The sequence below is a fragment of the Cupriavidus ulmosensis genome (assembly GCF_977008105.1).
In genome coordinates, this window is the sequence record NZ_CDRMWP010000001.1 from 1,968,100 (window position 1) to 1,980,704 (window position 12,605).

Below are 12,605 nucleotides of genomic sequence, written 5' to 3' on the forward strand. Positions count from 1 at the left end.
TCCGGGGGCGGAAAGAATGGAACAGATCAGGTCGCGAGCAGCGATTCGGGAAGAGGGTGCGCAGGCCGCGCGCGAGGGACAGTCGTTCGATGCGTGCCCGTCGATATACGGCGATGAGGCGGCGCTCGAATGGAAGGCGGGCTACTTGCATGCGCAGGCGCAGGTCGGTGGTGATGTGCTCAGGACGCAGCAGGGCCAGCAACTGGCATCGATGCTCGAAGGCGAAGCAGCATGATCGCCATCGACCTCTTCTGCGGTGGCGGCGGTTTCACGGAGGGAGCAGAAATGGCCGGCGTCGAAGTAGCGTGGGCAGCCAACCACTCACCAGCAGCGGTAGATATTCATGCCGCAAATCACCCTCACACTGCTCATGTCTGCCAGGATCTGCATCAAGCAAATTGGTCGGAGGTGCCAAAGCACGACATCCTCCTTGCATCGCCTTGCTGCCAAGGCCATTCGCCGGCGCGCGGGAAAGCTGCCAACAACCCGTACCACGATGCCAGCCGGTCTACCGCCTGGGCTGTGGTGTCTGCTGCGGAGTACCATCGGCCAGCCTTTGCGCTGATCGAGAACGTCCCGGAGTTCATGCGGTGGTCGCTTTACCCGGCGTGGGAGCAAGCGATGCGAGCGCTCGGATACCAACTCGCGCCACATGTCGTCGATGCGGCGGATCACGGCGTGCCGCAGCATCGAGAGCGATTGTTTATCGTAGCCAGCCGCAGCGAGCGACCGTTGATGCTGCAGTTGCCGCGACGCAAACATGTTCCGATCTCATCGATTATCGATTTCGAATCCGGAAAGTGGTCTCCCGTCGCTAAGCCGGGCCGGAGTCCAAAGACGTTGGCGCGGGTCGCCGCTGGGCGAGAACGTTTCGGCGACCGCTTCGTCATGCCGTACTACGGTAACGGCTCCGGCCTGACCGGCCGCAGCCTGAGTCGCCCCGTAGGCACTATCACCACAGTGGATCGCTGGGCTGTTGTGGATGGTGATCGCATGCGCATGTTCCTCAAGGAAGAGTGCCGAGATGCGATGTCATTCCGCAAAAACTACATTTTGCCGCATCAGCACAAGCTGGCTGTACACATGCTCGGCAATGCGGTTGCACCGCTCCAGGCTTGCGACTTCATTACCGCAATTCTGGAGGCAGCATGAATCCCCTCCAAATACTTGCATTCGCATCCTACTGCTTCTGGTGGGATTGCATCACTGGTGCCTGGATGCGGCAACCTAGGCGCGATCGGGCGGGCAAATCATGTTGACCAACCACTGCTACCAAGGCGACTGCCGCGCCGTCATGCGTGACCTGATCGCCTCCGGCGTGCGCGTGCAGTGCGTCGTTACCAGCCCGCCTTACTGGGGCCTGCGCGACTATGGCGTGGCCGGCCAGTTCGGACTGGAACCGACGTTGCGCGAGTTCCTAGCCAACATGGTCGAGGTGTTCGATCTGTGCCGCGAGTTGCTGGCGGATGACGGCACGCTGTGGCTGAACATGGGCGACGGCTACGTGCCGTGCCGCGCGGCCGGCGTAAAGCCCAAGGATGTCACTGGCCAGCCGTGGCGCCTCGCGTTCGCATTGCAGGATGCTGGCTGGTGGTTGCGGCAGGACATCGTCTGGCACAAGCCGAACCCGATGCCGGAGAGCATACGCGATCGCTGCACGAAGTCTCACGAATACGTGTTCTTGCTCACGAAGTCCGAGCGCTATTTCTACGACTTCTCAGCCATGCAGGAGCCGATCTCTGGTGGCGCCCACGCACGCCTGCCGGGCAACGGCGTGGGGTTCGGCCATGGGTATGACGATGCCGAGCGCGTAGCGAAGCGCGGCCGCATCAAGATGCCTGATGGCTGGGATACCGACGCCGGGGGCCACGGATCATTTCACCGGCAGGGCAGAGAGAAGGGTAAGACCCGGAAATTGGCCGACGGCACCGATCGCACGAAGAGCAACGAGAGTTTTGATGCCGCGATGCAGGTTATGCCCGCAACGCGCAACCGCAGATCGGTGTGGACTATCCCCACGCAAGCATATCCCGAGGCCCACTTCGCCACCTTCCCCGAAGCGCTGGTCGAGCCCTGCATCCTGGCCGGCAGCCGCCCGGGCGACATCGTCTTCGATCCGTTCATGGGCTCGGGCACGGTGGCCAGTGTTGCGCAGCGCCTCGGCCGCCGCTGGCTGGGTGCCGAGTTGAACCCTGAATACATCGCGCTGCAGGCGGAACGCACGCGCCAACCTGGACTCGTGTTGGAGGTGGGGTCATGCTGACCAGACGCACACCGCTCAAGCCCGGCGCGCCTCTCCAGCGCCGAACGCCGCTGCGCTCCACGACTTGGCTGAAGCAGACCGCCGGCTTAGTGCCGAGCCCCTTCAAGAAGAAGCGCCCGAAGCGCCGGCCGATGGCTGAGCGCCGCTATGCGCTGGCCTGCCGCGGCGAGCCCTGCTACTTGCTGATCCCTGGCGCGCTGGACCACAAGAACGTCGTTCCGTGCCACTCGAATCAGCAGATCCACGGCAAGGGCATGGGAATCAAGGCCGACGACGAAAAGACGGTACCGGGCTGCGGCTGGTGCCATCGCGCAATCGATCAAGGAAGTTGGCTCACGAAGGAAGAGCGTCGCGCCTACTGGGATGACGCCTATGCACGCTGGCTCCCTGTACGCACGCTGAAGTTGGCTGGCCAGGGTCAATAAACAGGAGAAATCACGATGGCAAAGAATTCTATCGACGCCTATAGCGCGTCAGGCAAGACGAACCTGCTGTTCTTCGATCCGGACGTGCTGGTGCTGGTCACGGACAAGGCTTCGCCGCTGTACGACGAGCGCGTGCATCTGCCCGTGGACGAGAACCTGGCTCGGAACATCGACTACCAGGGGGTGCTGCAACCCATCGCGGTCAGCAAGAACCCGGAAACGGGGGAGGTGGAGGTGGCGATCGGCCGCCAGCGGACCAAGGCGGCGCGCCTGGCGAACGAGTGGCGCCGGGCCCGTGGCGTGGAGCCGATACTGATTTCGGGTTTCGTCCACCGCGGCGACCGCCGCAACGCCCTGGACGTGATCATCAGCGAAAACGAGCTGCGCCAGGCGGACACGCCCATCGGCCGCGCTGAGAAGATGCGCAATGCGATGGCACTCGGCCGGAGTGAGGAGCAGATTGCCATGCTGTTCGGCGTCACGCTGCAGACCGTCAAGGCCACGCTGGCCCTGCTGGACTGCTGCGCTGCAGTGCAGGAGGCGGTGGAACAGAACCAAATCAGTGTCACCCACGCGCGCCAGCTGGTGAAACTCGCGCCCGACGAGCAGCGGGCCAAGGTCAAGGAACTGGTCCAGGCCGGCAGCGACAAGCCCGCCCGCGCGCGGGCGGCGGCGCAGCGCGAGGTGATGGGCGATGCCGCACCGCGCATGAAGACCCGCAAGCAGGTGTTGGCCGAGTTGGAGAAGGCCACCGGGGAGCGCGCGGATGCGCTGCGTTGGGTGCTGGGCATGGAGGCGGCCGACGCGCTGCCCGGGCTCCCGGCGGCTGTGGCGGCGGTCGAGTCGTTCGATGCAGCGGTCGCGAAGGCAGCCTAGGAGTAGCGGCGTTCATGAGCGAGAGCAACTTGCGTCCGGTGCCGTATCCGGCCGACACCCGAGCGAAGGGGTGGCGGTTCGAGTTGGATCTCGAACAAATCGACCAGTCCGACACCTGGGCGCTGACGCCACCAGACCTTCGGCCTTGGTTGCTCATGCTGTGGGCCTCGGCATGGCGGCAGACGCCGTGCGGCTCGCTGCCTGACGACGATGCGCTGATAGCCGTCCGCATTGGCATGAAGCCCGCCACTTTCATCAAGCACCGATCCATGCTCATGCGCGGCTGGTGGCGGGCTGAAGATGGTCGCCTGTACCACGACACCGTGTCAAAGCGCGTGGCCGAAATGCTTGCGCTGCGCGACAAGGAAAAAGCGCGCAAGGCTGAGTACCGGAGAAAGCGGGAAGCCGAGGAGTCGGCACGGAAGGCCGCGGAAACGACAGGGGATGCCACGTCTGTACCTGATTTGTCCCACGGGACAACCAATGGACAGACGCAGGACTCCAATGGGATGGACAACACCAGTACTAGTACCAGTACCAGTACCAACAACTCTTCTATCCCTGACGGGATAGAAGGCGAGTCTGACGACTCGCCGCCTCCGGCCGTGAGCCCCGAGGAAATGACGAAGATGGAAATCTGGCATGCCGGCAAGGCGATGCTCGAAGCGCAGAAGATGCCCAAGGCGCAGTGCGGCAGTTTCATCGGCAAGTTGTGCAAGGACTACGGAAACGACATCGTGCTGTCCGCCGTGCGGGCCGCGGCGGTAGAGCGCCCGGTGGATGTGGCCACGTATCTTGTGGCGACCTGCAAGCACGGGGCGGGGCAACGAGCGCGACCCAACAAGCAAGAGGCCCTGGAGGCCAACAACCGCGCGGTGGCTGACCGGCTCGCCGCGAAACTCGCAGGAGCAGCGCAATGACCCCGCAGGACATTCCCCGCTTCACCACGCTGGTTTCGAACGTCTACGCCTTCTATCGCGCCGACTTTTCCGAGTTCGCGGGAAAGGTCTGGTGGAGCGCAATGCTCCCGTTCGACATCGATGCCGTGCAAGAGGCATTCAACCGGCATTGCGTCAACCCGGACGCAGGGCAGTACCTGCCGAAGCCAGCCGACATCGTGCGGATGCTCCAAGGCTCGACCCAGGATTCAGCCTTGCAGGCCTGGGCCAAGGTGGACCGCGCGATCCGCACGGTGGGCACCTATCGCTCGGTGAAGTTCGACGATGGCCTGATCCACCGCGTGGTGATGGAAATGGGTGGCTGGATCGAGATCGGACGCAAGACCGAGGACGAGTGGCCGTTTGTGCGCAACGAGTTCGTGAACCGATTTCGCGGCTACCGCATGCGCAACGAGTTGCCCGAGTTTCCGCCGCACCTCATCGGCATGACTGAGGCGCAGAACTCGAAGGCGGGCTTTTCCTTCGAGCCGCCGCTGTTGCTGGGCGACCCATATAAGGCGCTGGCGGTTGGTAGGGCCGGCACTGATGTGCCGCTGCTGCAGGTCACGACCGTGGCCGCACCCTGCAAGGCGGCTCCGCAGTTGCCTGGCAAGACGAAGAGGAGCCGCGCAGCATGACCGTCACCTGTATCACCTGCGCCCATTTCACCATGAAGCCCCGCAAAGGCCCTGCGGTAGCCCATCTCACAGCAAGCGACATCGTGCATGCCAAGGTAGGCATGGGTAGATGCGAACTGGAGACGCTGACGCTGAGGTGGACTGCAGCAGAAACCGAACTGGAGTGCGGCAAGCACGTTGCTGTGACGGAAGAACAGGCGGCGGCGCGCCGCGATTGGATCAAAGGAGGGAAGGTATGACGGTGGAGAGCATTGCGGAGATCGATGCCATCCGGCGAACTCTTCGCTATGAACCTGGAACTGGCCGGCTGATACGGCTGAAGCGGTGCGGCGCATACCGCGCCGGGACGGTGGCTGGCACACGGCATTGCCATGGCTACGTGCAAGTCAGTTTTCGAGGGAGGTTCTACCTCGCTCATCGGCTGGCATGGGTGTTGACCTACGGCGAGTGGCCGGCCATGGAAATTGACCACATCAACGGAGACAAGCAGGACAACCGGCTTGCCAACCTTCGGCTGGTGACGAGGGCAATGAATCAGCAGAACCATCGTAGGGCGCGGAAGGACAACCACAGCTGTGGGTTGCTTGGGGCATCTAACACGAAGAGCGGGCGATGGCAGTCCAAGATCCAATTGAACGGCAAGACGATCTATCTCGGAACGTTTGATACGGCTGAGTTGGCTCACCAAGCCTATGTGGACGCAAAGCGTCGTATCCATGCCGGAGGGACGCTGTGACCAAGATGCTTCGCTGGTCACCAGAACAATTGGCCGCGCACCAAGCGCGCCATACGAAGCCTGATGCGGCAAAGGCTGCTGTGCGGAAGTTTGACCCGATGGCGCGCTTTCATGCACTCGGGCGACTCCCAAAATCGCATATGAATCGCACAGAGCGCGCCTATTCCGTCCTGTTGGATGAGGAAAAGCGTTGCGGCGAGGTGATCGACTGGAAGTTCCACGCGATGCACGTGCGGCTGGCCGACAACACGTTCTACGAAGTGGATTTTCTGGTGTTGCACTCGGACATGCGGCTGGCCATCCATGAAACGAAGGGCGGGTACACCACCGACAAAGGCCAGTTGAAGATCAAGTTGTGCGCGGAGGTGTTGCCGTACTTCCGCATGGTGAAGGCGACGAAACTGCCGGCCAAGCAGGGCGGGGGCTGGAAGAGGGAGGAATTCTGATGGATGACGTCATGAATGCATTTGTGCTGGCCGTTGTGATCGCGATGGTGGCGATCACGGTGGGGTTCGCGCGATGAGATGCACCCAATGCGGTAGCGCCAACCACACGGCGCCGACTTGCCCGTGGACCCGCTGCGTGCGGATTGCGAGGCCGGCATGAACTGTAAGCCGGGAGATATGGCATACATCGTCAACAGCCGGCTATATGGCGGGCGCGTTGTGGAGGTGCTTTACGCAGCTCCGATAGGAGTGAAATTCCGCCTGCCTGATGGCGCTATGCAGGTGCCGCAATATTACGACTGGGTGTGCCGGTTCCCCACTCCAGTCGAGGCTCCGATGTCGAATGGTGCGACTCGAATGACTCACTTCGGAACCGTGCCAGATCGGAAGTTACGTCCCATCGGCGGCGTTCCAGTCCACGATGAGCAGCACGACGAGGTGGTCGAATGAGGCGCGCCATGAGCCGGAAGGAAATCCGGGAAATCATCAGCGACGCTGTGATGTGCGCCCCGTTTGATCCCGACCAGTTCAGGGAATTTGGGGCAGCACTAGTTGCGGCGACGGGGCATCTCTGCGTCGCCGCGCTATGCATCATCCGCCTTGCTTACCGGGTCATGCGCTTCGCTATCGCCCCGATCTCGATCGCAGTCATTTCCTCCTACTACCGCCGAGAGAGGGCTGTGAGGATTCTGGCGAATCGCCGCGCGCGAATGGAGAGAAGGTGATGGCCGGCACCAAGAAGCCCCGCAAGGCCCACCGCCCGCGCGAGATCCGCAATGACATCCCGGCGTTGCTGTTCGAGAGCGACCAGCCGTTGCCGGACCACCAGCGCGCCAGCATCCTGATCGCTGCCCATGCTTCTGTGTCCGCACTCGCGCGCGGCAGCGCCACGAGCGATGACTGGCACACCATCGTCAACGCCATGAACATCTCTCAAATCTTATGCGAGGGCGCCGGCAACAAGGAGGTGGGCTTGAGCGTCATCCACGCAGCCCAAAACGCCGTGATCGAAGTCGGAGAGCGCTGCAAGCAGATAGGCAGGCTTGGCGTCTCTGGCGATGGGCTCCGCACCATCAACGAGGCAATGGCGCTCTACGAGCAATTGCTGGAGACGGTGATGAAGCGGCAATACATGACCGCAATCAAGGAGGCTGACCGCCGCATCAAGGCCGGCAACGTGGTGCGGTTGAAGCGCGAGGGAACTCGCAAGATGAGCGTGGCCGGGCTGGCTGTGTAACTGGAGGTAGCATGGAAATTGTGAATGTAAAGGTCAGTCTGGATGACGTCATCCGGTACTACGTCGAGGGGTTCAAGTTAGAAGGGAACAAAACACTCTTTAGGTATGAGGCGTTCGTTGACTCCTCGAAGCGAGTGGTTTGGATCGAGGCCACCCTAAAGGACTCTTCTGCAGAGCAGACGGACGATGAGTGATCTTGACCAAATCGAAGCGGCCGCCCGCGCCGCCGGCTACGAGACGCGCCGCTACCGCGTGCGCGAACTGGAGGTCGTCCATATCGGGGTGGGCGACCAGTGGGCGCTGTTCGACCCTCGCCGAAGCGACGTGGATGCCCTCAGGCTGATGGTCGACTGCCGCCTCAACGTCGGCGTGGGCGAGCGCAGGGTGACTGCTACCGCCTACCCCGGCGGTGTGGCGCTGACCGTCATCGAGGATGCCGGGGAGAACCGCGCGGCAGCTACCCGCATCGCAATCACGCGAGCTGCTGAGGCGCTGTATCTGCACAGGCAGGCAAAGGAGCAAGCGTGATGGAAGATGGTGATATGTACGGCGAGGGCGTCATGACGGTCGCGGCCGAATGGTTCGCATGGCGCCCGGTCCGTCTCGGCGCCGGGCGCTGGGCATGGCTTCAGCGGGTGAGGAGGATCAGAACGAAGACTTTGTGGTGCGAGTGCCGCACCACCTACCAGCCGATTGAGTGACCGAAATCCACCGCGAATTCATCCTCCGCGGCCGCGCCGACTGGCAAGAGGTGGTGGCCACCGTCCGGGCAGCGGGCCCGGAGATGGCGAAGCGGGGCACACCGCTACGCCTGGTCTTGGTCGACGGGGCACAAGACAGGCTGGAGGAGCAGGTGAAATTCTATTGGTCGGCGGTGATCGAACCCATCGCCGAGCAGGTGTGGATCGGCGGCCGGAAGTTCTCGGCGAAGGCATGGCACGTCGAGATGAAGGAACGCTTCCTGCCGGTGCACGAGATGCGCATGCCGGACGGGACGGTAAGGATGGTGGCGCCATCGATCGCGCGCGGCGAGATTACAGTGGGCGCCATGTCCGAGTACACAAAGAAGGTAGCCGCGCATGCCGCGAGCGAACTAGGGGTGCAGTTTGATTAACCCGGGTCCCTTTCAGGGGCGGGAAGATGGGCGTACATGCCAAGCGGCGCGCTGCCTGGGAGGCGGCGGGCCAGTTGACATTGCAGTTGGAGGTTCGGGCGCGGACGCACCGCGAGCGGATATTGGAGGTGCTGGCCGGCAGCGATGATTTTCTCGTCGGCCAGGAGGTGGCGAGGCGGGCCGGGCTGCCGTACAAGCCGGCACTGGATGCGCTGACCTACCTGTACAACGATGGGAAGATCGCGCGGGTAGGACGGAAATTCACGGCGCGGTGGGGGCGGATGGCGCTGGTCCAGCGGGACACTGGATACACTAACCTTGAGGCGTTTTTCCGTGGCGTGGGAGGCCGAGTCGAATAGCGGCAGCGCCCTATAATGGAAACCGCACTGTCCCGTAAATATCCCGGGAACCCAGCCGATGGGAGGTCATGAGGCCTGCAATGCCGCAAGCAGGCGAGGGATCGGCAAAGATGGCACCGCAGGCAGGATGAGCCGCTAAAGCACCCTGTCTGCCTTCACGCATGGCGATTGGGCCGAGTTGCACCAACGTCGGGTAGCGCACGGTACAGGGCCGTGTATCTGCGTCCGCCGGATCAATCGCCAGCCGCGAGGGAATGCGCAGGCTGATGCGCGCGCGTGGCGCCAAGGTGCGGTAATTCGCAACGACTAGGGCAGTTCGACTCTGCCTTGCGCTGTTCGCTAACGATGACGCGACAGCATGCCGGAGATCAGCACCGGCCCCTCACCCAAGCCCTGCCTTGCGCAGGGCTTGTTCTTTTCGGCGCCCAACCTCGAATAGTTCCCCACCCAATACCATCGTCTCATTCTCAACCGAGTGAGACGACAATGCCCCGATTCCCCAAGAGCCACGCGCTGCAAGACCGCTTGCGCATGGCTATCTGGCTGCTGTTCGGCCTGGCCTTCTATGTCGCGGTGCTGCTGATCGACGGCACCCGATTCCCGACCGTGCAGGTCACGCTCCAGAAGCTGGGCCACGTCACCACGTTCGCGTGGGTGGGCTACTGGATCGCCCGGCAGGCGCTGGGCCGGGTGTATGCCGCCAGCAGCTCGCAGGACCGGCTGGCGCGCGCCATCGTGATCGCCGGCGTGATCATCGCTGGCTTGACGGGGCTCTAATCATGGCAAAGATCCTCTCATTCTTCCGCTTCTTCTTCCACCCCGTCGCGCTCGCCATCGATCTGATGGTCCTGCTTGTGTGGTCGTCCATCGGCCTGATCGGCACCCCGGCAAGTAGCGGTCGCCCGTACACGTGGACCACCACGGCGGCGCTTCTGGTTGTCCTGCTGACGCTGTTCTTGCTCGGGCGCTGGGCCGGGTGGCTGGCGGAGCGCGAGCGGGCGCGGAAGATCCGCGACGGCGTGGCCGATCTCGCGCAAACGATCCGGGGCGTGGCAGGGGGCGCGGATACCGCATCGGCACTTGATTCTGTCGGCGGGATGCAGGGCGCCGCACTCACGCCGCATCAGCAGCGTGTGGTCGGCGAGCGCAGCGATCTCGAAATCAAGGTCGCTGCGCTTGCCAAGTTCATCTGTACGCCGATCTTCGCCGGCCTGCCGGAAGCCGAGCGCATGCGGCTGTACGCGCAGCACCGGGTGATGACGGAGTATTCCGCCATCCTCTATGAACGCATCGAAGCCTTTGGGAGCGCAGCATGAGCGACCAAGCCATCGAGCAGGAAATCCAGGCCAAGGGCAAGACCGCGCCACGTGTCACGCCGACCGACATCGAGGCGAACATTGCCAGCGAGCACTATTTCACGGCGGCCGACGGCATCGACGGCGGCATTGTTGCTAGCTACAAGTATCCGGGTCCGCTCGACCTGCTGACCTTCTGTGTGCTGATTCTGCGCAACGGCTTCACCGTGACCGGCGAGTCGGCCTGCGCGAGCCCGGAGAACTTCGACGCCGAGATCGGTCGCAAGATCGCCCGCGCGAACGCTGTGCAGAAGGTCTGGCCGCTGATGGGCTATGCCCTGCGGGAGCGCCTTCACCAAGCAACCGAAGCCCAGCCGGAACAGCAGGATCCGCCGGCCACCCCCGCCGAAGACCGCGCACTGCCGGCCGACACGGAGCTGACGGTGCCGGTGCCAGATTCGGCGGTGTGGCGGCCGCGGATCGGCAACACCGTCATCCACAAGGGCTACATCACCAACGGCGCCGACGAGCACCCGGCCATGATCACCCGGGTACACGGCGTTGGCGAGGGCGCGCTGGTCAATGTGACCGTGTTCCCTGACATGCAATCGCCCAAGGTTTACGCCAGCATCCCCGTCTACAACAGCCGCAAGGCCGCCCGCGAAGCCGTGGTCGGACAGTCGCGCGCCAACGGCTACGCATACCGGGACGAGTGATGAGCACCCGCGCCTCCCACGCCCGCCGGACGGCCGCCCCCGCCAATCCCAAGGCGTGGATGCGCCGTGGCGCCATCGTCGCGCTGCTGATCCTGTCTGAACTCTACCTGCTCGCGGCGCTCGCCTGCGCCCAGATCCCGCCGGCGGCGAACCAGTACCGCCAGGCCATCGCCCGCGAGACGGCTTTCCGTTTCGGCGTGACCGGCCCGGTGCCGGTAGTCGCCGCCCAGATCATGCAGGAGAGCAAATTCAACCCGCTGGCGCGCAGCCAAGTGGGCGCCCAGGGGTTGATGCAGTTCATGCCGAGCACGGCGGAATGGGCTGGCCAAGCTGGAGTGGACGGCCCGGTGCAGCGCCTGAACCCGCAGTGGAGCATCCGCGCCGGGGTCTGGTACGACCGCTGGCTATACGACCGCGTGAAGGTGGCTGAAACCGAATGCGACCGCTGGGCATTCGCCCTGTCGGGATACAACGGCGGGAGCGGATACGTCAACAGGCGCCAGAAATTGTCCGCGCGCCCGGGCAGTTGGGCGGAGACGGGACAGATCAACCCCGGCATCCACCCGGCAAACCAGCGCGAGAACCAAGCCTACCCGCACCAAATCCTGGGCCGCTGGCAGCCGTTGTTCAAGACCTGGGGCCGTCCGGTCGCATATCCATGCTGAGCCGCATCCTCTCAATCGCCCTCTGGAAGGCCCTCGCGCTCATGACCATCGCATTTCTGGTCGGCTCCGCCGGAGGCATGCTGTACATGGCCATGCGCCAGTCCGCCCAAGCCGGTGCCAAGAAGACCGTCGAGAAAGTCGCCACCCAGGCCGTGCAGGTGGCGGACGCTGCACAGGTCAAGCAACTCCGGCAACAACTCGCCGCGGCAAAGAGCGAAGCGGCGACCTTCCAATCCCAACTCGCGGAGGCCGCCAGTGCGAATCCTGCCCCTACTGCTTGCCGCCTCCCTGACGGGTTGCGGGACGACCTTAACCGTTAGGTTCCCGCCAGTCCCGGCCGAACTCAAACAGCCGTGCGGCAGCGCCATTTTCCAGCCGCTCACCACGGCTGACCAGTACGACCTGGCCGCACGCTTGGGAGAAGCAAAGGAGTACGGCAAATCCTGCTCCGCCCGCTTCGACCGCCTGCTTGACGCCGTGAACGCCCGCGAGGCCCTATCCCTGGAGATCACCCGATGAGCGAGCAGGACCCCCAAGCTCAGACGCACACCGAGTCCGCGGCCCTGATCGTCTACCGGCTGAGCCAGATCGAGAGAACGCTGGCAAGCCTGGTGGAGCAGAACGCCAGGCTGATCGCGCTCGAACAAAGGCTACTCGAAACCCGGGAGGCGCTGGACCGCGCCTTCAAGGCCCAGAAAGAGCAGGACACCCGCGTCCGCCTGATCGAGGCGGACATGCCCACCCTGCGCATGGTCCGCGGCTGGGTGATTGCCGGCATGTTGGCCGTGATCGCCGCCTCCGGGACGGTGGTGATGGACACCATTCGCAAGTCCAGCCTGCCGCCGCCCACCGCATTGCAGCAATCCCGCACCGGCTGACTGCCGACCAACCAAGAAC

The 12,605-nt window shown here is 63.6% G+C and carries 22 protein-coding genes; all 22 read left to right on the top strand.

Annotated elements, in window-relative coordinates:
* The first annotated feature begins 16 nt into the window (after positions 1–16).
* The 22 genes from ACWTPI_RS08980 to ACWTPI_RS09085 all read left to right on the top strand — a co-directional run bounded on the left by ACWTPI_RS08980 (position 17) and on the right by ACWTPI_RS09085 (position 12,586).
* Positions 17–235, top strand: a complete 219-nt coding sequence (locus ACWTPI_RS08980; protein WP_454731473.1) for a hypothetical protein — start codon at positions 17–19, stop codon at positions 233–235.
* Entirely contained in the window at positions 232–1,152 is a 921-nt protein-coding gene (locus ACWTPI_RS08985; protein ID WP_454731474.1) for a DNA cytosine methyltransferase, read from the top strand. The genes ACWTPI_RS08980 and ACWTPI_RS08985 overlap by 4 nt, the downstream gene beginning before the upstream one ends.
* Before the next feature lie 97 nt (positions 1,153–1,249).
* The gene (locus ACWTPI_RS08990) at positions 1,250–2,263 is read left to right on the top strand and encodes a DNA-methyltransferase (protein ID WP_454732460.1); all 1,014 of its coding nucleotides are present in this window, start codon (positions 1,250–1,252) and stop codon (positions 2,261–2,263) included.
* The gene (locus tag ACWTPI_RS08995; RefSeq protein ID WP_454731475.1) at positions 2,257–2,688 is read left to right on the top strand and encodes a hypothetical protein; all 432 of its coding nucleotides are present in this window, start codon (positions 2,257–2,259) and stop codon (positions 2,686–2,688) included. Before ACWTPI_RS08990 ends, ACWTPI_RS08995 begins: the two co-directional genes overlap by 7 nt.
* A gap of 15 nt (positions 2,689–2,703) precedes the next feature.
* A complete protein-coding gene (locus ACWTPI_RS09000; RefSeq protein WP_454731476.1) occupies positions 2,704–3,564 on the top strand; it encodes a ParB/RepB/Spo0J family partition protein in 861 nt (286 codons plus the stop codon).
* A 14-nt stretch (positions 3,565–3,578) separates the two neighbouring features.
* Positions 3,579–4,484 carry a hypothetical protein gene (locus tag ACWTPI_RS09005; protein ID WP_454731477.1) on the top strand — a complete coding sequence of 302 codons (906 nt, stop codon included), beginning with the start codon at positions 3,579–3,581 and terminating at the stop codon, positions 4,482–4,484.
* Positions 4,481–5,140, top strand: a complete 660-nt coding sequence (locus tag ACWTPI_RS09010) for a DUF6475 domain-containing protein (protein WP_454731478.1) — start codon at positions 4,481–4,483, stop codon at positions 5,138–5,140. Before ACWTPI_RS09005 ends, ACWTPI_RS09010 begins: the two co-directional genes overlap by 4 nt.
* Positions 5,137–5,379 carry a hypothetical protein gene (locus ACWTPI_RS09015; protein WP_454731479.1) on the top strand — a complete coding sequence of 81 codons (243 nt, stop codon included), beginning with the start codon at positions 5,137–5,139 and terminating at the stop codon, positions 5,377–5,379. Before ACWTPI_RS09010 ends, ACWTPI_RS09015 begins: the two co-directional genes overlap by 4 nt.
* Entirely contained in the window at positions 5,376–5,876 is a 501-nt protein-coding gene (locus tag ACWTPI_RS09020; RefSeq protein ID WP_454731480.1) for an HNH endonuclease, read from the top strand. The genes ACWTPI_RS09015 and ACWTPI_RS09020 overlap by 4 nt, the downstream gene beginning before the upstream one ends.
* Positions 5,877–5,881: 5 nt before the next feature.
* Positions 5,882–6,322, top strand: a complete 441-nt coding sequence (locus tag ACWTPI_RS09025; protein WP_454732461.1) for a hypothetical protein — start codon at positions 5,882–5,884, stop codon at positions 6,320–6,322.
* 177 nt (positions 6,323–6,499) lie between these two features.
* Positions 6,500–6,772, top strand: a complete 273-nt coding sequence (locus ACWTPI_RS09030) for a hypothetical protein (protein ID WP_454731481.1) — start codon at positions 6,500–6,502, stop codon at positions 6,770–6,772.
* An 8-nt stretch (positions 6,773–6,780) separates the two neighbouring features.
* A complete protein-coding gene (locus tag ACWTPI_RS09035) occupies positions 6,781–7,047 on the top strand; it encodes a hypothetical protein (RefSeq protein WP_454731482.1) in 267 nt (88 codons plus the stop codon).
* A complete protein-coding gene (locus tag ACWTPI_RS09040) occupies positions 7,047–7,559 on the top strand; it encodes a hypothetical protein (RefSeq protein ID WP_454731483.1) in 513 nt (170 codons plus the stop codon). The genes ACWTPI_RS09035 and ACWTPI_RS09040 overlap by 1 nt, the downstream gene beginning before the upstream one ends.
* A gap of 186 nt (positions 7,560–7,745) precedes the next feature.
* A complete protein-coding gene (locus ACWTPI_RS09045; protein WP_454731484.1) occupies positions 7,746–8,087 on the top strand; it encodes a hypothetical protein in 342 nt (113 codons plus the stop codon).
* 169 nt (positions 8,088–8,256) lie between these two features.
* On the top strand, positions 8,257–8,673 hold the full coding sequence (locus ACWTPI_RS09050; protein WP_454731485.1) for a hypothetical protein: 417 nt from the start codon (positions 8,257–8,259) through the stop codon (positions 8,671–8,673).
* Positions 8,674–8,699: 26 nt separating this feature from the next.
* Positions 8,700–9,032: a hypothetical protein gene (locus ACWTPI_RS09055; protein WP_454731486.1), complete on the top strand. Its 333-nt coding sequence runs from the start codon at positions 8,700–8,702 to the stop codon at positions 9,030–9,032.
* A 486-nt stretch (positions 9,033–9,518) separates the two neighbouring features.
* Positions 9,519–9,809: a hypothetical protein gene (locus tag ACWTPI_RS09060; RefSeq protein WP_454731487.1), complete on the top strand. Its 291-nt coding sequence runs from the start codon at positions 9,519–9,521 to the stop codon at positions 9,807–9,809.
* A 2-nt stretch (positions 9,810–9,811) separates the two neighbouring features.
* Positions 9,812–10,348, top strand: a complete 537-nt coding sequence (locus ACWTPI_RS09065; protein WP_454731488.1) for a crAss001_48 related protein — start codon at positions 9,812–9,814, stop codon at positions 10,346–10,348.
* Positions 10,345–11,043, top strand: coding sequence for a Gp49 family protein (locus ACWTPI_RS09070; RefSeq protein ID WP_454731489.1), 699 nt, complete (start codon positions 10,345–10,347; stop codon positions 11,041–11,043). Before ACWTPI_RS09065 ends, ACWTPI_RS09070 begins: the two co-directional genes overlap by 4 nt.
* Positions 11,043–11,708: a transglycosylase SLT domain-containing protein gene (locus ACWTPI_RS09075; protein WP_454731490.1), complete on the top strand. Its 666-nt coding sequence runs from the start codon at positions 11,043–11,045 to the stop codon at positions 11,706–11,708. Before ACWTPI_RS09070 ends, ACWTPI_RS09075 begins: the two co-directional genes overlap by 1 nt.
* Positions 11,702–12,028: a hypothetical protein gene (locus tag ACWTPI_RS09080; protein ID WP_454731491.1), complete on the top strand. Its 327-nt coding sequence runs from the start codon at positions 11,702–11,704 to the stop codon at positions 12,026–12,028. The genes ACWTPI_RS09075 and ACWTPI_RS09080 overlap by 7 nt, the downstream gene beginning before the upstream one ends.
* A gap of 195 nt (positions 12,029–12,223) precedes the next feature.
* Entirely contained in the window at positions 12,224–12,586 is a 363-nt protein-coding gene (locus ACWTPI_RS09085; RefSeq protein ID WP_454731492.1) for a hypothetical protein, read from the top strand.
* Positions 12,587–12,605 lie beyond the last annotated feature (19 nt).

What these genes read in the sequence shown, in the direction of transcription:
- ACWTPI_RS08985 (WP_454731474.1), top strand. Translation starts at nt 232, where the DNA reads ATGATCGCCATCGACCTCTTCTGCGGTGGCGGCGGTTTCACGGAGGGA.
- ACWTPI_RS09065 (WP_454731488.1), top strand. Translation starts at nt 9,812, where the DNA reads ATGGCAAAGATCCTCTCATTCTTCCGCTTCTTCTTCCACCCCGTCGCG.
- ACWTPI_RS09040 (WP_454731483.1), top strand. Translation starts at nt 7,047, where the DNA reads ATGGCCGGCACCAAGAAGCCCCGCAAGGCCCACCGCCCGCGCGAGATC.
- ACWTPI_RS09080 (WP_454731491.1), top strand. Translation starts at nt 11,702, where the DNA reads ATGCTGAGCCGCATCCTCTCAATCGCCCTCTGGAAGGCCCTCGCGCTC.
- ACWTPI_RS09055 (WP_454731486.1), top strand. Translation starts at nt 8,700, where the DNA reads ATGGGCGTACATGCCAAGCGGCGCGCTGCCTGGGAGGCGGCGGGCCAG.
- ACWTPI_RS09060 (WP_454731487.1), top strand. Translation starts at nt 9,519, where the DNA reads ATGCCCCGATTCCCCAAGAGCCACGCGCTGCAAGACCGCTTGCGCATG.
- ACWTPI_RS08995 (WP_454731475.1), top strand. Translation starts at nt 2,257, where the DNA reads ATGCTGACCAGACGCACACCGCTCAAGCCCGGCGCGCCTCTCCAGCGC.
- ACWTPI_RS09010 (WP_454731478.1), top strand. Translation starts at nt 4,481, where the DNA reads ATGACCCCGCAGGACATTCCCCGCTTCACCACGCTGGTTTCGAACGTC.
- ACWTPI_RS09030 (WP_454731481.1), top strand. Translation starts at nt 6,500, where the DNA reads ATGGCATACATCGTCAACAGCCGGCTATATGGCGGGCGCGTTGTGGAG.
- ACWTPI_RS09075 (WP_454731490.1), top strand. Translation starts at nt 11,043, where the DNA reads ATGAGCACCCGCGCCTCCCACGCCCGCCGGACGGCCGCCCCCGCCAAT.
- ACWTPI_RS09025 (WP_454732461.1), top strand. Translation starts at nt 5,882, where the DNA reads ATGCTTCGCTGGTCACCAGAACAATTGGCCGCGCACCAAGCGCGCCAT.
- ACWTPI_RS09020 (WP_454731480.1), top strand. Translation starts at nt 5,376, where the DNA reads ATGACGGTGGAGAGCATTGCGGAGATCGATGCCATCCGGCGAACTCTT.
- ACWTPI_RS09035 (WP_454731482.1), top strand. Translation starts at nt 6,781, where the DNA reads ATGAGCCGGAAGGAAATCCGGGAAATCATCAGCGACGCTGTGATGTGC.
- ACWTPI_RS09045 (WP_454731484.1), top strand. Translation starts at nt 7,746, where the DNA reads ATGAGTGATCTTGACCAAATCGAAGCGGCCGCCCGCGCCGCCGGCTAC.
- ACWTPI_RS09070 (WP_454731489.1), top strand. Translation starts at nt 10,345, where the DNA reads ATGAGCGACCAAGCCATCGAGCAGGAAATCCAGGCCAAGGGCAAGACC.
- ACWTPI_RS09015 (WP_454731479.1), top strand. Translation starts at nt 5,137, where the DNA reads ATGACCGTCACCTGTATCACCTGCGCCCATTTCACCATGAAGCCCCGC.
- ACWTPI_RS08980 (WP_454731473.1), top strand. Translation starts at nt 17, where the DNA reads ATGGAACAGATCAGGTCGCGAGCAGCGATTCGGGAAGAGGGTGCGCAG.
- ACWTPI_RS09000 (WP_454731476.1), top strand. Translation starts at nt 2,704, where the DNA reads ATGGCAAAGAATTCTATCGACGCCTATAGCGCGTCAGGCAAGACGAAC.
- ACWTPI_RS09085 (WP_454731492.1), top strand. Translation starts at nt 12,224, where the DNA reads ATGAGCGAGCAGGACCCCCAAGCTCAGACGCACACCGAGTCCGCGGCC.
- ACWTPI_RS09005 (WP_454731477.1), top strand. Translation starts at nt 3,579, where the DNA reads ATGAGCGAGAGCAACTTGCGTCCGGTGCCGTATCCGGCCGACACCCGA.